Origin of the sequence: Streptomyces sp. NPDC059010, from assembly GCF_042740355.1 — a bacterium.
Taxonomy (GTDB): Bacteria; Actinomycetota; Actinomycetes; order Streptomycetales; family Streptomycetaceae; genus Streptomyces.
On record NZ_JBHYJA010000026.1, the window covers coordinates 19,669 to 38,917 of the forward strand.

Here is a 19,249-nt window from a genome sequence, read left to right on the forward strand (position 1 = left end):
TTCGGTGAGTCTCGCGGCCGGCGCGCTGGGGTGGGCGGGCTTCGCGGTGGTGGGGCCGCCCCATCTGTTGGGCTCTGCGGCCGGCCGCGCCGCCCCCCCCCCCTCGCCGGAGGCGACTGAAAGATGCTGCAACCTCAAGCTTGCTTGAGGTCAAGGGCGTGCCGGCCGAGGGCCAGGGACACGGCCGTGAGCGCGCTGTTGAAGGAGACCTCGGACAGCACACCGGGGGCGGCGACCTGATCGCCCGCCAGATAGACCCCGTCGCCCCGGTCCACGGCCGGACGGTCCCGCCAGCTGGTGCCGGGCAGGTCGACGGCGCCGGTACGGCCGTTCGCGAGAGCCTCGCGCCGCCAGGTGACGCGCTCGCGCCAGCCCGGGAAGCCGAGGTCGAGCAGCTGCTCGGCGCGGGCGATGCCGTCGCCTTTGGACTCGTGCGGGGCGATCGGGATCTGACCCTGGATCAGCTGCTCCCGGGCCGGCGCGAGGGACCGGTCCTGTGCGGTGAACCGCTCCAGCCACCCGGTCTCGTCCAGGTCGGAGACGACGAAGGCGTCCCCGCGCCGGGTGCGCACCGCGAGGTCGATGAGTGCCGTACGGCCGCTCGTCCAGGTCAGCGAGTCGTCCTTGAGGAGACGGCGGGCGGCGTCGAGGGAGGTGGCTACGACGACGGGCGCGCCGGTCGCCGGGCCGTCGAGGTCGTCCAGGCTGTCGACGCGGGAGAGGGTCTCCATCCGGACCCCGAGGTTCCAGGCCCGCGCCGCCATCCGGTCGATGACGCTCGCCCACCCGCCCCGCGGATAGTGCGCCTCCGGCGGCAGCTTGGTGGCCCGTCGCAGCCGCTCCCGCACGAACGCGGCGGACAGGGCGCCGGGATCGTGGTGGAACAGGGCGACGGCGGAGTAGTGCGCGGCGGCACGGGCGCCCTCCTCACCGGCGATACTGGTGGCCCAGGTCAGGAAGTCGACGTCGACGGGCGCCGCGGGCAGGGCGGGCCGCAGCAGCTTGAGCATGGCGAACGGCGGGGTGCGGCGCAGCACGCCCCGGTGCCGCAGCCGCAGCCGGGCCGCCTCCAGGGGCGGGATCGGCGCCAGCGGGCCGATCAGATCGCGCTGCCTGAGCCAGGCCCAGTGCGGGCCGCCGTTGTACAGGGCGTGCGGTCCGTCGTTCGTCCGGTACGGCCCCTCGGCGGTCCGGGCCCGCCCGCCGAGGGTGTGGTGGGCCTCGTACACGGTGACCTTGGCGCCCGCCTCGGCGGCGGTGATGGCCGCGGTGAGTCCGGCGAAGCCGCCGCCGATGACGGTGATGCGGTGCATGGCTGGGGGTCTCCCTCTTGCTCGGGGTCGCCTTCTTGCCTTCTTTGTGAGTACGACGGTCCGGGCACCCGGAATGTGACATCGGCGGTGTTTCCGCAGGTCACGTTGATTGTCAGTGGCCGGGTGCAGCATGGGGGCATGGCGAAGAAAGTGATGGGTCAGGGCGGCGTGAAGGGTGCGCGGCGGCCCGAGGTGCGGCTGCCGCCGCTGGAGCCCTTCCGGGACGGGGAGTTGGAGCCGGACGGGGACTACGACGGGCTGGAGTTCCGGGAGGAGGAGCTCGTCGGGCAGGACGGCGCGGGCGCCCGCTTCATGGACTGCGCGCTGCGGGGCTGCGCCCTGGACGAGACGAGACTGCGGCACGCCCGGATCCTCGACTCCGTCCTCACCGGCCTACGGGGCGTCGGCACCGACCTCGCCGAGTCGAATCTGCGCGATGTGGAGCTGGTGGACGCCCGGCTGGGCGGGGTGCAGCTGCACGGCGCCGTGCTGGAGCGGGTGCTGATCCGGGGCGGCAAGATCGACTACCTCAACCTGCGCAAGGCGAAGCTCAGAGACGTGGTCTTCGAGGGCTGCGTCCTGCTGGAGCCGGACTTCGGGGGCGCCCGGCTGGAGCGGGTGGAGTTCGTGGACTGCGCGCTGAAGGGGGTGGACCTCACCGGTGCCACGCTGACGGACGTCGATCTGCGGGCGGCGGCGGAGCTGGAGATCGTGCGGGGTGTGGACCGGCTGTCGGGCGCGGTGATCAGTTCGGGCCAACTGCTCGATCTGGCACCGGTGTTGGCGGCGCAGCTGGGAATCCGGGTGGAGGGATGAAGGCCGATCGGTGGAGGGCCTACGAGGGTGAAGGACGCGCTTGGCCCATGCTGTGAACGGTGCGTAGAGGGGCAGGCGTTCGAGTGCCCGCGCCCTGCCCGGGCGTGCTTCGATCCAGGCATGGCGGGAGTCATGCATGGGGCATGGGATTCCCGCCGCAGTGCGCCGCCACGCAGTGTGCCCCATCCACCAGAGAAGAAGGACGCTCATCAGCATGAGCAACACCTCGCGCATCGAGACCCGTGAGATAGCCGACACCGAGCTCGACAACGTCGCGGGCGGTCTCTCCGTCAGCGGCTCCGTGGAGGGCCTGACCGCCACGTTCGAGCAGGGCCCGAACGGCCTGCCCGTCCTGACCGGCGGTTCGGTGAAGTCGCTCAGCCTCTCGGTGTCGGACATCGAGCTCGGTCCGGTCAACGGCGGCTGAGCCACCGGAACCGTGTGACGCCGGCTTTCAGGACCTGGGACGGTCTTGGGGGTCGGCGTTGTCGTATGCGGGCACCGGCTGAGGCAGCGCCCTCCGCCGAAGGCACGGGCTCCGGGCTCAGGGCTTACGGCTTACGACACCGGGCTCACGCCTCCCGGTTCACGACACCCGGGGATAGCGGGCCTGGAGTGTCCAGATGGCCGGGTTCTCGCCCAGGTCCTCGTGCAGGTCGATCAGGTCGGCGATCAGGTCGTGCAGGAAGTCCCGGGCCTCGCGGCGCAGTTCGCTGTGCGAGAAGGACAGCGGGGCCTCCTCGGCGGGCATCCAGTCCGCCTCGATGTCCACCCAGCCGAAGCGGCGCTCGAAGAGCATGCGGTCCGTGGACTCGGTGAAGTCCAGTTCGGCGTGCTGGGGGCGGGAGGCGCGGGAGCCGGCCGGATCCCGGTCCAGCCGCTCGGTGATGTCGCACAGCGCCCAGGCGAAGTCGAGCACCGGCACCCATCCCCAGGCTGTGGACAACTCCCGGTCCGCCTTGGTGTCGGCGAGGTAGACGTCTCCGCAGAACAGGTCGTGCCGCAGGGCGCGGACGTCCGCGCGGCGGTAGTCCGTCTGCGGGGGGTCCGGGAAGCGGGTGGAGAGGGCGTAGCCGATGTCGAGCACGGAGGTGATGGTGTCACGTCTCACCCGGAGTCCCCGCGCCGGTGTGGAGGCGCCTCATAGGATCATGGCATGTCCCGATTCGCGCCCGTTGCCCTGACCGTCGCCTCCGCCCTGCTCGTCCTCACCGCGTGCGACAGCGGAGTCCAGGGCACCCCCGGATCCTCCGGACTGCGCGACCCGTACTTCCCCAAGGCCGGCAACGGCGGCTACGACGTCACCCACTACGACCTCGATCTCGCCTACGAGCCCGAGGAGGAGCACGTCTCCGGCACCGCCACGCTCACCGCCCGCGCCACCCAGGACCTCTCCGCCTTCGACCTCGACCTCAAGGGGATGGACGTCAAGGACGTCAAGGTCGAGGGCAAGAGCGCCCGCTGGAACCGCGCCGGGCAGGAGCTGACCGTCCGCCCCCACGACGACCTCGCCGACGGCGAGACCTTCCGCGTCACCGTCCGCTACTCCGGCACCCCGGCGACGATCACCGACGCCGACGGCTCCAAGGAGGGCTGGCTGCCGACCGAGGCCGGGGCGCTCGCGCTCGGCGAGCCGGTCGGGTCCATGGCCTGGTTCCCCGCCAACAACCACCCCTCCGACAAGGCGTCGTACGACATCGAGGTGAGCGTGCCGGAGGGGTTCGAGGCGGTCTCCAACGGCGAGCTGCTGAACCGCACGCCCCGCGACGGCCGGATGACCTTCCACTGGCGCACCTCCGAACCGATGGCCAGTTACCTCGCCACGCTCGCCGTCGGCGACTACGTCATCCAACGCTCTACCACCGACAGCGGCCTGCCCGTGTACGCGGCCGTGACACCGGACCAGGACGGCCCCGGCCGCAAGGCCATCGCCCGGATCCCCGAGATCATGGACTGGGCCGAGGACAACTTCGGCCCGTACCCCTTCTCCTCCACGGGCGCGATCATCGACCGCGCGAATGCCGCCAAATACGCCCTGGAGACCCAGAACCGCCCCGTCTTCCCCGGCACCCCCGACACCGAAACACTCGTCCACGAACTCGCCCACCAGTGGTTCGGCAACTCCGTGACGCCGAAGACCTGGCAGGACATGTGGCTGAACGAGGGCTTCGCGACCTACGCCGAGTGGCTGTGGGACGAGGACCACGGCGGCGACAGCGCCCAGGAGACCTTCGACGCCCGGTACGACCACGGCGAGGACGACTACGAGGACATCTGGTCCTTCCCGCCCGCGAAGCCGACCGACGCCGAGAGCATCTCCAACCACCCCGTCTACGAGCGTGGCGCGATGGTCATCCACAAGATCCGCCAGACCGTCGGCGACGACACCTTCTACGACATCGTCCAGGGCTGGACCAAGGCCCACCGCCACGGCAACGCGGACACCGACGACTTCACGGCGTACGTGGAGAAGATGGCGCCGGACGAGGACTTCGACGCGATCTGGGAGGACTGGCTGTACGGGGACGGCAAGCCGGACGAGGCGTGACGGCGGCCCCGTCCCTCACGTCGGATCCGCGGTGAGCTCCTTGCGCAGGACCGTGCAGGCGCGGTCGAGTTCGCGGTCTCTTCCGTAGCCGATGGTCTCGTAGCCGAGGGCCGTCCAGAAGGTGAGGGCGTCGGGGTTGTTGTCGAGGACGGCGAGGCGTACGGCGGTGCGGTCCGCCGTACGGAAGCGGTCCTCGACGAGGGCGGCCAACCGGCGTCCGTGCCCCTGGCGTTGGGCGCCCGCGTCCACCATCAGCAGGCCGATCCAGGGGTCCGGGTCGGACGGGTCGGGGTGCCGGTCCAGCGTGATCACGATTCCGACCAGCTGCCCGGCGCTGCGCGCGAGCAGCACCTCCGCCCCGGGCACCCGCAACTCCTCGGCCAGCGCGGCGGCCACCTGCTCCGGGCGGATGTCCTCCGGGTCCGGGAAGTCGCCGCTGAGCGCGTGGAAGTCGCGGTTGGAGGCGTAGAGGGCGGTGAGTTCGGTGAGGACCGGGGCCGGGATGTCGTGGTCGGGGGTGAGGGGGAGCGGGTCGAGGATCATTCGGGCAACCTATCGAAGGCCCCTGCCACGCAGAACGCGGGAACCCCCGGCCGAAGCCAGGGGTTCCAGTGCTGGATGGCGTCGGATCAGACGTTGACGCCGAAGTCCTGCGCGATGCCCACGAGGCCCGAGGCGTAGCCCTGGCCGACCGCGCGGAACTTCCACTCGGCGCCGTTGCGGTACAGCTCGCCGAAGACCATGGCGGTCTCGGTGGCCGCGTCCTCCGACAGGTCGTAGCGGGCGATCTCGGCGCCGCCGGCCTGGTTGACGATGCGGATGTAGGCGTTGCGGACCTGGCCGAAGTTCTGCGAGCGGTTCTCCGCGTCGTAGATCGAGACCGGGAAGACGATCTTGTCGACGTCGGCCGGGAGGCCGGCGAGGTTGACGTTGATCGCCTCGTCGTCGCCGGCGCCCTCGCCGGTGCGGTTGTCACCGGTGTGGACGATCGTGCTGTCCGGCGTCTGCTTGTTGTTGAAGAAGACGAAGTGGGCGTCCGAGTAGACCTTGCCCGTGGGGTTGACCGCGATCGCCGAGGCGTCGAGGTCGAAGTCCGTGCCGGTGGTGGTGCGGACGTCCCAGCCGAGGCCCACGGTGACGGCGGTCAGGCCCGGAGCCTCCTTGGTGAGCGAGACGTTGCCACCCTTGGACAGGCTTACAGCCATTGTTTGGGAGTCCCTTCCCTCGTTGCGGTACGGCTAGAAGCTACAGCTACCCCTATGAACGCAGAGAGGGGTGCCTCAAGTTCCATGTGTCTTTACTTTCTTTGCCAAAGAGCACTCTGAGGGGATATTCGCGTGACGTGGACCGGACAGACGCGGGAACATGGACGGCATGTCTGGTCCCTACGTCATCCGTGGCTCCGTCTCGCTCCCCGAGGCCGAGCTGATGTGGCGTTTCTCGCGGTCGAGCGGTCCGGGCGGCCAGCACGTCAACACCAGTGACTCCCAGGTCGAGCTGCGGTTCGACGTGGCCGGCACCGAGTCGCTGCCCGAGGTGTGGAAGCAGCGGGCGCTGCAGCGGCTGGCCGGGCGGCTGGTCGACGGTGTCGTCACCGTCCGCGCCTCCGAGCACCGCTCCCAGTGGCGCAACCGCGAGACCGCCGCCGTACGCCTGGCCGCGCTCCTCGCCGAGGCGACGGCCCCGCCACCCAAGCCGCGCAAGCCCACCCGGATTCCCCGTGGGATCAACGAGCGGCGGCTGAGGGAGAAGAAGCAGCGGTCGGACACCAAGCGGGGACGGTCCGGGCGGGACTGGGGATAACGACCGGGGGTGACTCCGGAGGAGCTCGGCTGTCACATCTTCGCCGCGCCATCCGTCAAGCCGTTGACGACGGACCGCGACGAGAGGCTGCCACAGATGAGCGCCGACGACCCCCACCACACCGAGGACCCCCACCCCACCGACGGCCTCCACCACAGCGACGGCCACCCCACCCACGAGGCCGACTTCCTCGCCCGGCGTTTCGAGACGCACCGCGGTCACCTCCGTGCCGTCGCCCACCGCATGCTCGGCTCGGCCGCCGAGGCCGATGACGCGGTGCAGGAGGCCTGGTTCCGGGTGAGCCGGTCCGACACCACCCGCGTCGACAACCTCGGCGGCTGGCTGACGACCGTCGTCGGCCGGGTCTGCCTGGACATGCTCCGCTCCCGCAGGTCCCGCGCGGAACTGCCCCTGGACCCCGCGGCGCCCCCGCCCGACCGTCCGGCCGCCCTTTCCTTCGCTTCCGCAACCGCGACCGATCCCGAGCAGGACGCCCTCCTCGCCGACTCGGTCGGCGTCGCCCTCCTCGTCGTACTGGACACCCTGACGCCCTCCGAACGGCTGGCGTTCGTGCTGCACGACCTGTTCGGGGTGTCCTACGACGAGGTGGGAGCCGTCGTGGACCGTACGCCGGCCACCGCGCGTCAGCTCGCCAGCCGGGCCCGTCGACGGGTGCGGGGCGCGGAGGTGCCGGAGACCGGCGCGGCCGGGCAGCGCAGGCAGCGGGAGATCGTCGGTGCCTTCCTCGCCGCCGCGCGGGACGGTGACTTCGACGGGCTGCTCGACGTCCTGGACCCGGACGTCGTCGCGCGTTCGGAGGCCGGGGTGACGACCGGCGCGGCGGCGGTGGCGCGGGGCGCGTCGACGTTCGGATCGGCCGCCCTCACCGCACGGCCCGCCCTGGTCTGCGGGCACGCGCTGATCGACGGCGCGGCGGGGGTCGTGGTGCTGGTCGCGGGGCGGATGGAACGGGCGCTGAAGTTTGCGTTCGTAAGCGACCGGATCGCCGTGATCGACATCGTGACGGACCCCGCGCGGCTGTCCCGGCTCGACGTCGGCCCGATCCACGGGCCGGTCTAAGGGCCCGGTCTAGTCGCCGAGCTCCAACACCCCCACCGTCTCCCCCTCGCTCGTCTCCCCGTTGGGGCGGAAGCCGAGCCCGAGGTAGAAGTCCTCGGGGCCGTTCGCGCCCGGGTGCCAGGTGACGTACAGCCGGCTGCCGCCCCGGCGGCGGATCTCCGCGGCGACGGACTCGACCGCGAACCGGCCGTATCCGCGCCCCTGTTCGCCGGCGGCGATGTTCAGGCGCCACAGCCCGGAGCGCCGGAGGGTGCCGCCGTCGCCGGGCCAGTCGATGTCGAGGAAGGCCATCAGGAAGCCGACCGGACGGTCGCCGTCGACGATCAGACGCGGCCAGGCGACGCCCTCGGGATGGACATACGCCTCGGCGAGGGACTGCATCACGGGGGAGACCGCGAATTCCTGCTCGGGGCGTACGCGTATGCCGGTCGCGGCCTCGAAGTTCACGGGTGTGATCTTTTCGAGGCGGGGCGCGGAAGTGGTCGACGTCATCCCGGAACGGTAAAGCGGGTGATCGGCCGACCGCCACGGGAATTGTGTGCGTGACGTGCCGTTGCGGGCACCGCGGGTTCATCCCGGACGGTGCTTCATCCCAACTGCCGGTAACGCCCGCGGAAATACGTCAACGGTCCTCCGTCCGAGCTCGGCAGCGAGGCCGACAGGACACGGCCGATCACCAGAGTGTGGTCACCGGCCGTCACCCGCTGCTCGGTGCGGCACTCCAGGGTGGCCAGGGCGCCGCCCACCAGCGGGGCGCCGGTCTCCCTGCCGCGGACGTACGGGATGTCGGCGAACAGCAGCCGGTCGCTGACGCGGCCCTTCATGGCGAAGCGGCCCGCGATGTGGCGCTGGCTCTCGGAGAGCACCGAGACCGCCCACAGCGGCTGTTCGGCGAGCAGATCGTCCATGCGGGAGCCGTCACGCAGGCTGACCAGCACCAATGGCGGGTCCAGGGACACCGACATGAAGGCCGTCGCCGTCATGCCGACGTCCTCGCCGGCCGGGGCGTGCGGGTCGTCGGGGTCCAGCGGCGGCTCCAGCGCGGTCACCAGGACCACACCCGCGGCCAGTCGTGACATCGCGGCACGGAACTCGTCGTTGCTCACTCCCACAGCATGCCCGGAGGCGCTCCGGGAGGCGGGGAGGACGGCGGTCACGGGCGCTGCGGGGGGAGGGGAAGTGTTCGGCACGCCGGAAACGCTAGTGTCGGTCCCGCATCCGGCACATCGGGCCGAGGGCCGAGACCGGACCTAGGACTCCCGACGGACTTCCCACGGAGTTCCGGCAGACTTCGGTCTCCACACACGCACAAAGTTTGCGTTCAGGAAACACACAGGAAAAACGCAGAAACACCGCTCAATTGTTCACGTTTACCTGTGACTTGAGTCACAAGGGCCATTAATTGTTGACCCTGTGTACCGAGTGAGCAGCGCGCTGTGATTCAGTGGCGGGGAACTAGCAAGGGAAGTTACGCCGAAGTAGAACCCTTGATTCGCTGCGAGGTCTCGGGGGGAGGGCGAGCGTGGAGACCGAGTCGGAGCCGTATGTCCGTCTTGCGACCCTGCGACAGCTGCACCAGGTCATGGCTGACATGAACACGGCCCGTAGCCTGGCGGACACACTACAGACCGTCGCCGACGGCGTCGTGACCGGCCTCGGCTACGAGCTCGCGTGCGTCAATCTCGTACGCCCCGACGGCGACCTCGTCGTCGCAGCCTTCGCCGGCAACCCCGCCGCCGAGGCCCTGATCACCGGCCGCGTCGGCTCCCGCGACTCCTGGGAGCGCAGGCTGAGCATGGGGCGGCACTGGGGCGACCTGGTGTTCATCCCGCACACCGAGGGCTGGATCCTCGACGACGACGACGTCCCGCAGTGGTACACCGACGGGCCCGCGCCCCGCTTCGAGGACGAGTGGCACCCCTCCGACCGCCTCTTCGCGCCGATGTACACGCCCGGCGTGCAGGGCGGCGCATGCGGCGAGCTGATCGGCGTCCTGTCCGTGGACCGGCCGCGCAACGGCCGGCTGCCGGGCGCATGGGGGCGCGAGGCGCTCCAGATGTACGCGTTCCAGGCGGCGATCGCCATCAGCAACGCACGTCTACGCGCGAATATGCAGCGGGCACTGGTCAGGCTGGAGCGTGATCAGCAGGCCCTGCGCGCCAGTGAGGAAAGCTTCAGGCAGGCCTTCGAGTACGCCCCCTCCGGCATGGCCATCGCCGAGATGGGCGGCGACCAGCACGGCCGGATCCTCAGGACCAACGACGCGCTCTGCCGGCTCCTCGGCCGCCCGGCCTCCGCCATGCGCCGCTACTCCTTCTCCGACCTCGTCCACCCCGAGGACATCGGCACGCTGCTGCGCACCTCGGCCGAGGGAGGCCGCGCGGAACTCCGCCTCGGCCGCCGCGACGGCACATACGTCTGGGTCTCCCTGCGCAACTCCGTCGTCGCGGACGCCGCCGACGGGCCCCGTTTCCTGCTCACCCACGTCGAGGACATAGAGGACCGCAAGCGCCGCGAGCTCCAGCTCGCCCACCGCGCCTCCCACGACTCCCTCACCGGACTGCCGAACTCCGCCGAGCTGCGCGCCCGCCTGGCCGCCCGGCTGTGCAAGCGCCCCGCCCACGCGGGCGCCCTGGAGTCCACCGACGCGGCCTACGGCCACCCCGCCGTGTACGACGCCAACGGCCACGGCTTCGACTTCCGGCCGGCCGCGGCGGCGTTCGACGGCTACGACCACCATGTCCACACCGTCGCCCCGGACGAGAGCGAGCGCGACGACGGCTCCAAGGGGCTCGCGGTGCTCTTCTGCGACCTCGACGGCTTCAAGTCGATCAACGACCGGTTCGGGCACAACGCGGGTGACGCGGTTCTCATCGAGGTCGCCCGGCGGCTGACCCGCCAGGTCCGCGACGGCGACACCGTCGCCCGGCTCGGCGGCGACGAGTTCGTGATCCTCGCCGACGGACTCGGCCGGGCCGACGCCGAGGACCTCGCCGTACGCCTTCGCAACGAGATCATCCAGCCCATCCGGGCCGAGGGCCGGGCGGTCCGCGTCGGCGCCAGCTTCGGGATCGGGTGGGCACACTGCGGCATGACCGCGGACGAAGTGTTGAAGTCCGCCGACGAGCGGATGTACGTAGAGAAACGATCTCGTCCCAAACAACACAGACGCGCGGGGTGAATCCCAGGTCAGCGAGCTGATGCGGTCTGAGTCACCTGTTTGGGCCAGCGGGAGCGGGTAGGCTCGCCAGTCTGACCGGCTATACCGCAACGCCCGCACCTGGTGAGGAGTACCAAGGGATGACGTCCGGCAACAACGGCGCGAGTACGCCCGAGGACGACGACCCGTTCGGCTACCTCTACGCCGACGGGCAGGCCAACGGAGCCCAGCCGCCGTCGGGTGGCGGGGGCTACGGCTACCCGGGCTCGGTCAACCGGGTGAGAGCGGTCGGGCAGCGCCAGTACGGCCAGCCGCAGCAGGCCGCGCCCCCGATACCGCAACAGCAGGGCGCCTACGGCCAGCCGAACGCCCACTACGCCGCGCCCGAGACGCTGCCCGGCGGCGCCCAGACCACCCAGCAGCCGTCCTACAGCGGCGGCAGCGGGTCCGGGGCGGGCCGCGGTGGGGGCCCCAACACCAAGGGCCTGCTGATCGGCGCCATCGCGGTCGTCGCCGCGGTCGTCATCGGCATCAGCGTGGCCATGCTGGGCGGCGACGACGACAAGGACAAGGCCGACGGCAAGGCGGACTCGACGCCGACGCAGTCCCAGCAGAGCAGCGCGCCGAGCCCGTCGAACAGCAACAGCCAGGCGGCCGAGGAGGACCTGCCGACGATCGACGCCAAGGCCCTCGCCCTCGGCGGCACGGCCGCCACCGCGTCCGACATCAAGGGCGCCAAGGCTGACGGCGGCATCTATGTCGCCGGCTTCAACCAGGTCGGCTCCTCGGTCACCTGGACCGTCAGCGGCATCCCGAAGTCCGGCAAGTACACCGTGTTCGTCGGCTACAGCGTCCCCGGCAAGGACCAGAACGCCACCCTCACCGTCAACGGCACGGCCTCCGACAGCCCGGTCGACCTGAAGAACTGGGCGGGCGGCCCCGAGGGCGACTACGAGAAGGGCTGGACGAAGACCTACAACTGGCTCCAGCTCAACAAGGGCACGAACACGATCAAGATCTCGTGCGAGCAGGGCAACCAGTGCGACGCGCTCCTCGACCAGATGTGGCTGGTCAAGGGCTGGGTCAAGTCGTCGTCGTAGCCGTCAGGCCGCGGTGACCTCTCCGGTCACCGCCACCCGGCCCAGCAGCTCCTCGTACGTCCTCCGGTCGAACTCGCCCGCCACCGGCGCCACGACGCTTGCCGCGCTCAGCGCTGCGGCGCGGGCCAGGCGGTCCGGCCAGGGCAGTCGCTCCACCCACCCCGACAGCAGGCCCGCCACCGCCGAGTCGCCCGCGCCCGTCGGGTTGCCGTGGAGGCGGGTGGGCGGGGTGGCGCGCCAGCGGCCCTCGGGGGTCACCGCGAGGAGGCCCTGCGCGCCCAGGGAGGCTACGACCGCTCGGGCGCCCCGTCTGCGCGCGTCCTGCGTGGCGCGGAGCGGCTCGTGGGAGCCCGTCAGTTCGGCCAGTTCGTCGGCGTTGGGCTTGATGAGGTCCGGGCGGGCGGCGATGCCGCGGCGCAGTGCCTCGCCGCCGGTGTCAAGGAGCACCGGAACCCCGGCGGCCTTCGCCGAGCGCACCAGAGTGGCGTACGCCCCCACCGGCACCCCCGGCGGCAGGCTGCCGCACAGGGCCACCGCGGAGGCGGAGGCGAGGAGGTCGCCGTAGGCCTCCTGGAAGGCGGACCACTCGGCGGGGGTGACCGTCGGGCCGGGTTCGTTGAGCTGGGTCGTGTCGCCGGTCCGTTCGTCGACCACGGCGATCGTGCGGCGGGTCGCGCCCGTCACCGGGACCAGCGCGTCCACCACACCGGGGGTGGCCGTCAGCCGATCCTGGACGACACGTCCCGTCGCGCCGCCCGCGAAGCCGGTGACCGTCACCTCGTGGCCGAGGGCCGCCAGCACCCGGGCCACGTTCAGGCCCTTGCCGCCGGGGCGTTCCGTCACCTCGGAGACCCGGTGGGACGCGTGCGGACGCAGCGCCCGTACCCGGTAGGTGATGTCGAGAGCGGTGTTCAGTGTGACCGTGAGGATCACCCGGGCCGACCTCCCCCGAAGAAATTCAGCATGTGTTCGCCGTCTGTCCGCCGGACCCTCCGCCCGGTGGCCTTGATCATGCCAAAAGGGCGGCGGCCGTCCCAGTCTCGCAGGACAACCGCCGCCCCCAACAGCAGGACAGATCAGCCCAGTTGCGGCTCAACCACCCATTCGCCCCGGCGCATCACGCCCTTGAGGTCGAACCCGGAGTCCAGCACCAGCAGGTCGGCGTCCTTGCCGGGCTCCAGCGAGCCGATGCGGTCGTAGCGGCCCAGCAGCCTGGCCGGGTTGGCGGACAGGGCGGCCACCGCGTCCTCGACCGGAAGCCGGTCGATCGTCACCGCCCGCTTGAAGGCGCGGTCGAGGGTGAGGGTGGATCCCGCGATCGAGCCGCCTTCGACGAGACGTGCCACGCCGTCGGCGACCTCCACCTCCAGTGGCCCGAGCATGTAGCGGCCGTCGCCGAAGCCGGCCGCGTCCATCGCGTCCGTGATGAACGCGACCCGGTCCGCGCCCGCGTGATGGAACGCCAGCTGCAAGGACGCCGGGTGCAGATGGGTGCCGTCGTTGATCAGCTCGACCGTGATCCGCTCGTCCTCAAGGAGTGCCGCGATCGGGCCCGGCTCGCGGTGGCCGAGCGGCGGCATCGCGTTGAAGAGGTGCGTGGCGACCGTCGCACCTGCCTCGATCGCCTCCACCGTCTGCTCGTACGTCGCGTCCGTGTGCCCGATCGCCGCGATGACGCCGTGATCGGCCAGCAGGCGTACGGAGTCGATGCCGCCCGGCAGTTCGGTGGCGAGGGTGACCATCGTCGCGTGGCCGCGCGCCGCGTCGATCAGCTTGCGCACGTCCGCGGGGTCGGGGTCGCGCAGCAGCTGCTCGGAGTGGGCGCCCTTGCGGCACGGGGAGATGAACGGGCCCTCGAAGTGGATGCCGGCGATGTCGCCCTGCTCGGCCAGCTCCGACAGCAGGCCCGCGCGGTGGGCCAGGAAGTCCATGTCGCCGGTGACGGTGGAGGCGACGAGGGTGGTGGTGCCGTGCAGGCGGTGGGTGTGGATGCCGGTGACCACGTCGTCCGGCGTGCCTGAGGTGAACGAGGCTCCGCCGCCGCCGTGGTTGTGGATGTCTACGAAGCCGGGCACCACGTAGTAGCCGGTGAGGTCGATGCGGTGGGCGTTCTCCGGGGCTGCGGCGGTGATGTGGGTGCCGTCGACGACCACTTGGCCTTCTTTGACCGTTCCCGTCGGCATGACCACGTTGGCGCCGGACAGGATGAGGGGGACTTGGCCCGTCGCGGGGTGCGGGTGCGTTGTGGCTGGTCGCGCCCGCGCGGCGGTAGCCGCAGATTCAGCGCTGTCCCGTGCCCCTAGGTCGGCTGCCATCAGGGAGTTACCTCCGTACGGTCGGTTCGGTCGAGGAGATCCCAGGCCAGGAGGCCGGCGCCCAGGCAACCGGCCGTGTCCCCGAGCGCCGCGGGGACGATGGACGGCAGCTTCTGGAAAGTGACCCGCTGCCGGACGGCGTCCCGCAGTGGTGTGAACAAGGTTTCCCCCGCCTCGGCCAGGCCGCCACCGATGATCAAGGTGCGGGGGTCCAGCAGGGTGAGGGCGGTGACCAGGCCGTCGGCGAGGGCGGACACCGCCTCCTGCCAGATCCGTACGGCGTTCGGGTCGCCGGACGCGACCGCCTTGGCGCAGTCGGCCGCGTCCGCCTCCGGGTCCCCGCAGGCGGCGGCCCATGCCTCGCTCACCGCGGCGGCGGACGCGAACCGCTCCAGGCAGCCGCGCTGTCCGCAAGGGCAGGGGGCCCCACCCGGCCGTACGACGATGTGGCCGATCTCGCCCGCGAAGCCGTGCGCACCCGCCTCCACCCGGCCGTCGATGCCGATGGCGCCCGCGATGCCGGTGCCGAGCGGCACGAAGAGGAAGCGGTCGGCGCCCTGGCCCGCGCCGATCCGGCCCTCGGCGAGACCGCCGGTGCGCACGTCGTGGCCGAGGGCGACGGGGACGCCGCCGAGCCGTTCGGACAGCAGGCGGCGCAGGGGTACGTCACGCCAGCCGAGGTTGGCCGCGTAGGCGGCGATGCCCCGCTCCTCGTCGACGATGCCGGGGACGGCGAGGCCGACGGCGGCCGCGGGCTCGCCGAAGTGCTGCTCGCCGTACGCGCTCAGCTCGGCGGCGAAGTCGAGGATGCCCTCGACGACCGCGTCCGGGCCGCGCTCGCGCCCGGTCGGGCGGCGGGCCTGATGGAGGAGGGGGGGTGTGGGGGGTGTCCCCCCACACGGCACAGCGCCGCTCGCTCCGGCCAGGGCGGCCTTCATCCCGGTGCCGCCCACATCGAGGGCGATGACATGTCTCACGGGGGACAGTGTGTCTTGCGCACCCGCGAGAGGTCTAGTCCACTTACGTGGTGTAGACCTATTGGGGGCAATATGTATGACGTTTCGAAAGTTTCGAGTATGGGTGTGGGGCGGGTTCGCGTGTTGTGGCGTAGACGCACAGGACGTAAGGCGACGATCGCGGCGGTGTCCGCGCTGGGCCTGACGGCGGTTCTCGGCGGCTGCGGGCTGACCGGCGGTTCGGGCGACGAGGTGACGCTGAAGCTGGTGGCCGCCGACTACGGCGACAGCCCCGCGAACAGCTCCCAGAAGTACTGGGACAAGCTGGTCAAGGCATACGAGTCGGAGCACCCCGGTGTGACGGTCGACGTCTCGGTGTACTCCTGGACCGACGTCGACGCCGAGGTCAAGAAGATGGTCGACGCCGGGGAGGCCCCGGACCTGGCGCAGATCGGCGCCTACGCCGACTACGCCGCGAAGGACCTCCTCTACCAGGCCGACGACCTTCTCTCCATACCCGTCCAGGCCGACATCGTCTCCCAGCTGGCGGAGGCGGGGCAGGTCGACGGGGTGCAGTACGGCATTCCGTTCGCCTCCTCCACACGGCTGCTCTTCTACAACAAGACCCTCTTCGAGAAGGCCGGCCTCACCGCGCCGAAGACCTGGAAGCAGCTGGCCGCCGACGCCGGGGTGCTCAAGGCGCAGGGAGTGAAGTACCCGTACGCGCTGCCGCTCGGTCCCGAGGAGGCGCAGGCCGAGACCATGCAGTGGCTGCTCAGCGGCGGGGGCGGCTACACCGACGCCGACCTCGGCACGTACAGCATCGACTCCACCGAGAACGTCGACACCTTCGACTGGCTCAAGAACGACCTGGTCGGCAAGGGGCTCACCGGTCCGGTCGCGCCCGGCGAGCTCAACCGGGCCGACGCGTTCTCCGCCTTCGCCGCCGGGGACGTCGGCATGCTCAACGGGCACCCGTCCCTGATGCAGATGGCGGAGAAGAAGGGCGTGAAGTACGGCATGGTGCCGATGCCCGGGGTGGAGGGGCCCACCAAGATGTCCATGGGCGTGGCCGACTGGATGATGGCGTTCAAGCAGAACGGCCATGCGGAGCAGGTGGGCGAGTTCCTCGACTTCGTCTACGACAAGGACAACGTCCTGGACTTCTCCCGTGAGTACGACCTGCTGCCCGTCACCAACTCCGCGTCCGGCGCGATGGCCGAGGCCAAGGAGGACGCCGATCTGAAGCCCTTCCTGGAGCAGCTGTCGGCCTCCGAGCTCTACCCGGTCGGCCGGACCTCCTGGGCCGCGGTCAGTGCGGACGTCAAGAAGCGCATCGGCAAGACGGTCTCGGCCGGCGGCAGCCCGTCGGCGATCCTGGGCCAGCTGCAGTCGACGGCGACGCGGGTGGAGAACGCCGAGTAGCCGAGTGGACGAGTAGCGGAGCAAGCCGTCGGTTGTCAGTGGCGGAGGCTACGGTGCGGCACATGAACCAGAACCGGCCCGAGCAGCCCCTCGCCGACCGCGAGCAGGCCATCCTCGCTCTGGAACGCCGGGGCTTTTCGGGCCCCGGCGCCAAGGAGCGCGCGATACGCGAGGAACTGGGCCTGGCCCCCGTCCGCTACTACCAGCTGCTGAACGCCCTCCTTGACGACCCGAGGGCCCTGGCCCACGACCCGGTGACGGTGAACCGGCTGCGGAGGGTGCGGGAGACCCGGCGGGGGGAGAGGTGAGTCCGGAGAGGTGAGTGGGGAGAAGCCAGTGCGGAGAGATGAGCGAGGGCTAGGTCCGCGCTTCCCTGGATAGGGTCGCCGTATGGCCAGTCACAAGGATCTGACAGACCCCGCCGACGCTCTGCCGACCCCGGCCACCCAACCCGGCCGTGACGGACTCGCCGCCCTCCTCGCCCGCCCCGCGCGGGCGCTGGTCGCGCTGGACTTCGACGGCACGCTCGCGCCGATCGTGGCGGACCCGGAGCAGTCCCGCGCCCATCCCGACGCCCTCCCGGCCCTCGCGGCGCTCGCCCCCAAGGTGGCCGCCGTCGCGGTGGTCACCGGGCGCCCGGCCGACGTCGCCGTGCGGTACGGCGGTTTCGCCGGGGCCCCGGGGCTGGAGCACCTCGTCGTGCTCGGGCACTACGGCGCCGAGCGCTGGGACGCCGTCAGCGGCGAGGTCACCGCACCCGACCCGCACCCCGGTGTCGCGGCCGTCCGCGCCGAACTCCCCGGCGTCCTCGACGCCCACCACGCCGCGACCGGCACCTGGACCGAGGACAAGGGACACGCCCTCGCCGTGCACACGCGCCGCGCGGCCGACCCTCAGGGCACCTTCGACGCCCTCCGCGCCCCCCTCACCGACCTCGCCACCCGCAACGGCCTGATCGTCGAACCCGGACGCATGGTCCTGGAGCTGCGCCCGCCCGGCATGGACAAGGGCGTCGCGCTGAGCGAGTACGTCCGGGAACTCGGCGCCGAGTCCGTCCTCTACGCCGGCGACGACCTGGGCGACCTCCCCGCCTACGCCGCCGTCGACAAACTCCGCACCGACGGAACCCCCGGCCTCCTGGTCTGCAGCGGCAGCGAGGAGGTCACCGAGCTGTCGGAGCGGGCGGACGTCGTGGTCGACGGTCCCGCAGGGGTCGTACGACTACTGCGGGCGCTCGCCGATCACGCAGGCTGAGGCGCTCGCCGATCACACGGGCTGAGGCCCCGCCTCCGCCCCCTCCTCCAACGCCCGCAACTGATCCAGGAACCACTGGGCCGGGGGAAGCGCGGTCGCCGCCGCGGCCAGCCGCTTCGAGCGTTCCGCCCGCTCCTCCGGCCCCGTGGACAGCGCCTCGTGCAGCGCCTCCGCCGTGCCGATCACGTCGTACGGGTTGACGGCGATCGCGTCCTCGCCGAGTTCCTCGAAGGCTCCGGCCTCCCGCGACAGCACCAGGACGCATCCCTCGTCGGAGACGACCGGCACTTCCTTGGCGACCAGGTTCATGCCGTCCCGGATGGGGTTGACCAGGGCCACGTCCGCGAGCCGGTACGCGGCCAGTGAGCGGGCGAAGTCGTCCTTGACGTGGAGCACGACCGGGGTCCAAGTCGGAGTCCCGTAGGCAGAGTTGATCTCCTGCGCCAGCCGCTGCACCTCGGCCGTGTAGTCGCGGTACACCGCGAGGTCCTGCCGCGAGGGGTAGGCGAAGGCCACGTGCACCACCCGTTCGAGCCACTCGGGGTGGTCGTCGAGCAGCTGCCGGTAGGCCAGCAGACCGCGCACGATGTTCTTGGACAGCTCGGTCCGGTCGACCCGTACGACGGTCCGGCGGGCGCTCCCGTCCGCGGCCGTGCCGATCTCGCCCCGCAGCACCGCCATCCGCTCGGCCACGTCGGCCTGGTGCGACCGCCTGCGCAGGAAGTCCGCGTCCGCCCCGAGCCCGTGCACCCCGATGCGGGTACCGCCGAGCCCGCCGGTGAACTGGGCACAGCACGCCTCGAAGGCGTCCGCCCACCGCCGGGTGAGGAATCCCAGCCGGTCCGCGCCGAGCATTCCCCGCAGCAGCTGCGAACGGATGTCGTCCGGCAGCATCCGGAAGTACTCCGGCGGCGCCCACGGCGTGTGCGAGAAGTGGCCGATCCGCAGGTCCGGGCGCAGCTCACGGAGCATCCCCGGCACCAGACACAGGTGGTAGTCCTGCACCAGCACCGCCGCCCCCGGCGCCGCCTGCCCGGCCAGCGCCTCGGCGAAGGCGCGGTTGTACGTCTCGTACGACGCCCACTGCCGCCGGAACTCCGCGTCGAAGACCGGCTCCAGCGGCGTCTGGTAGAGCATGTGGTGGACGAACCAGAGGACCGAGTTCGCGATGCCGTTGTACGCGTCCGCGTGCACGTCGGCCGGGATGGGCAGCATGCGCACGCCCTCCTCGCCCGCCCCGCGCCGGACCGCCTCGCGGTCGCCGTCGGAGAGCGCCGAGCACACCCAGAGCGCGCCCGCGTCCGGCCCGATGGCAGACAGTCCGGAGACGACTCCGCCGCCGCCCCTCTTGGAGTGCAGCGAGCCGTCCTCGCGCACGGCGTACGAGACCGGGCCGCGGTTCGACGCGACCAGCACCTTGGCGGCAGCGTCCTGCGTACCCCGAGCATCCTGCGTGGCAGCCATACGCCTCAACCTAGC

General features: G+C 71.3%; 20 protein-coding genes. 10 read left to right on the forward strand and 10 right to left on the reverse strand.

Annotated features, from left to right (window positions below; translation table 11 throughout):
* Positions 1-134: 134 nt before the first annotated feature.
* Positions 135-1,313, reverse strand: a complete 1,179-nt coding sequence (locus ACFWYS_RS26710) for an FAD-dependent oxidoreductase (RefSeq protein ID WP_384773871.1) — start codon at positions 1,311-1,313, stop codon at positions 135-137.
* A 138-nt stretch (positions 1,314-1,451) separates the two neighbouring features.
* Between ACFWYS_RS26710 and ACFWYS_RS26715 the strand changes: the two genes are divergently transcribed.
* Entirely contained in the window at positions 1,452-2,129 is a 678-nt protein-coding gene (locus ACFWYS_RS26715; RefSeq protein WP_384773874.1) for a pentapeptide repeat-containing protein, read from the forward strand.
* A 214-nt stretch (positions 2,130-2,343) separates the two neighbouring features.
* Entirely contained in the window at positions 2,344-2,556 is a 213-nt protein-coding gene (locus ACFWYS_RS26720) for a hypothetical protein (protein WP_384773878.1), read from the forward strand.
* A gap of 159 nt (positions 2,557-2,715) precedes the next feature.
* On the opposite strand, the gene ACFWYS_RS26725 is transcribed toward ACFWYS_RS26720, so the two are convergent.
* On the reverse strand, positions 2,716-3,216 hold the full coding sequence (locus ACFWYS_RS26725) for a hypothetical protein (protein ID WP_384774165.1): 501 nt from the start codon (positions 3,214-3,216) through the stop codon (positions 2,716-2,718).
* A gap of 69 nt (positions 3,217-3,285) precedes the next feature.
* On the opposite strand from ACFWYS_RS26725, the gene ACFWYS_RS26730 reads away from it, so the two are divergent.
* Positions 3,286-4,677, forward strand: coding sequence for a M1 family metallopeptidase (locus ACFWYS_RS26730; protein ID WP_384773880.1), 1,392 nt, complete (start codon positions 3,286-3,288; stop codon positions 4,675-4,677).
* Between the two features lie 15 nt (positions 4,678-4,692).
* Here ACFWYS_RS26730 and ACFWYS_RS26735 read toward each other — a convergent pair whose 3' ends face one another.
* Together ACFWYS_RS26735 and ACFWYS_RS26740 are read right to left on the reverse strand one after the other, a co-directional pair.
* Complete coding sequence (locus ACFWYS_RS26735; protein ID WP_384773883.1) at positions 4,693-5,220, reverse strand: GNAT family N-acetyltransferase; 528 nt, start codon at positions 5,218-5,220, stop codon at positions 4,693-4,695.
* 86 nt (positions 5,221-5,306) lie between these two features.
* Complete coding sequence (locus ACFWYS_RS26740) at positions 5,307-5,882, reverse strand: TerD family protein (protein WP_030050335.1); 576 nt, start codon at positions 5,880-5,882, stop codon at positions 5,307-5,309.
* Between the two features lie 160 nt (positions 5,883-6,042).
* On the opposite strand from ACFWYS_RS26740, the gene arfB reads away from it, so the two are divergent.
* Positions 6,043-6,480 (forward strand): alternative ribosome rescue aminoacyl-tRNA hydrolase ArfB, encoded by a 438-nt coding sequence (arfB, locus tag ACFWYS_RS26745; RefSeq protein ID WP_384773886.1) that lies wholly within the window; start codon positions 6,043-6,045, stop codon positions 6,478-6,480.
* A gap of 96 nt (positions 6,481-6,576) precedes the next feature.
* Complete coding sequence (locus ACFWYS_RS26750; protein WP_384773889.1) at positions 6,577-7,560, forward strand: sigma-70 family RNA polymerase sigma factor; 984 nt, start codon at positions 6,577-6,579, stop codon at positions 7,558-7,560.
* Positions 7,561-7,569: 9 nt separating this feature from the next.
* Here ACFWYS_RS26750 and ACFWYS_RS26755 read toward each other — a convergent pair whose 3' ends face one another.
* Positions 7,570-8,052: a GNAT family N-acetyltransferase gene (locus tag ACFWYS_RS26755; RefSeq protein ID WP_384773892.1), complete on the reverse strand. Its 483-nt coding sequence runs from the start codon at positions 8,050-8,052 to the stop codon at positions 7,570-7,572.
* Positions 8,053-8,147: 95 nt separating this feature from the next.
* The gene (locus ACFWYS_RS26760; protein WP_384773895.1) at positions 8,148-8,750 is read right to left on the reverse strand and encodes a flavin reductase family protein; all 603 of its coding nucleotides are present in this window, start codon (positions 8,748-8,750) and stop codon (positions 8,148-8,150) included.
* Positions 8,751-9,082: 332 nt separating this feature from the next.
* On the opposite strand from ACFWYS_RS26760, the gene cdgB reads away from it, so the two are divergent.
* Positions 9,083-10,741, forward strand: a complete 1,659-nt coding sequence (gene cdgB / locus ACFWYS_RS26765) for a diguanylate cyclase CdgB (protein ID WP_384773898.1) — start codon at positions 9,083-9,085, stop codon at positions 10,739-10,741.
* A 119-nt stretch (positions 10,742-10,860) separates the two neighbouring features.
* A complete protein-coding gene (locus ACFWYS_RS26770; protein ID WP_384773901.1) occupies positions 10,861-11,820 on the forward strand; it encodes a CBM35 domain-containing protein in 960 nt (319 codons plus the stop codon).
* Positions 11,821-11,823: 3 nt separating this feature from the next.
* Here ACFWYS_RS26770 and ACFWYS_RS26775 read toward each other — a convergent pair whose 3' ends face one another.
* From ACFWYS_RS26775 to ACFWYS_RS26785, 3 genes are all read right to left on the reverse strand, one after another.
* The gene (locus tag ACFWYS_RS26775) at positions 11,824-12,753 is read right to left on the reverse strand and encodes a 1-phosphofructokinase family hexose kinase (RefSeq protein WP_384773903.1); all 930 of its coding nucleotides are present in this window, start codon (positions 12,751-12,753) and stop codon (positions 11,824-11,826) included.
* 143 nt (positions 12,754-12,896) lie between these two features.
* Complete coding sequence (gene nagA, locus ACFWYS_RS26780) at positions 12,897-14,003, reverse strand: N-acetylglucosamine-6-phosphate deacetylase (RefSeq protein ID WP_384773906.1); 1,107 nt, start codon at positions 14,001-14,003, stop codon at positions 12,897-12,899.
* A gap of 131 nt (positions 14,004-14,134) precedes the next feature.
* A complete protein-coding gene (locus ACFWYS_RS26785) occupies positions 14,135-15,112 on the reverse strand; it encodes an ROK family protein (protein ID WP_384773909.1) in 978 nt (325 codons plus the stop codon).
* A 165-nt stretch (positions 15,113-15,277) separates the two neighbouring features.
* Between ACFWYS_RS26785 and ACFWYS_RS26790 the strand changes: the two genes are divergently transcribed.
* The 3 genes from ACFWYS_RS26790 (at position 15,278) to otsB (ending at position 17,770) form a co-directional block, all read left to right on the forward strand.
* On the forward strand, positions 15,278-16,516 hold the full coding sequence (locus ACFWYS_RS26790) for an extracellular solute-binding protein (RefSeq protein ID WP_384773911.1): 1,239 nt from the start codon (positions 15,278-15,280) through the stop codon (positions 16,514-16,516).
* Between the two features lie 62 nt (positions 16,517-16,578).
* Complete coding sequence (locus ACFWYS_RS26795; RefSeq protein ID WP_384773914.1) at positions 16,579-16,824, forward strand: DUF3263 domain-containing protein; 246 nt, start codon at positions 16,579-16,581, stop codon at positions 16,822-16,824.
* Positions 16,825-16,906: 82 nt separating this feature from the next.
* On the forward strand, positions 16,907-17,770 hold the full coding sequence (gene otsB, locus ACFWYS_RS26800) for a trehalose-phosphatase (protein WP_384773917.1): 864 nt from the start codon (positions 16,907-16,909) through the stop codon (positions 17,768-17,770).
* A 12-nt stretch (positions 17,771-17,782) separates the two neighbouring features.
* Here otsB and ACFWYS_RS26805 read toward each other — a convergent pair whose 3' ends face one another.
* Entirely contained in the window at positions 17,783-19,234 is a 1,452-nt protein-coding gene (locus ACFWYS_RS26805; protein ID WP_384773919.1) for a trehalose-6-phosphate synthase, read from the reverse strand.
* Positions 19,235-19,249 lie beyond the last annotated feature (15 nt).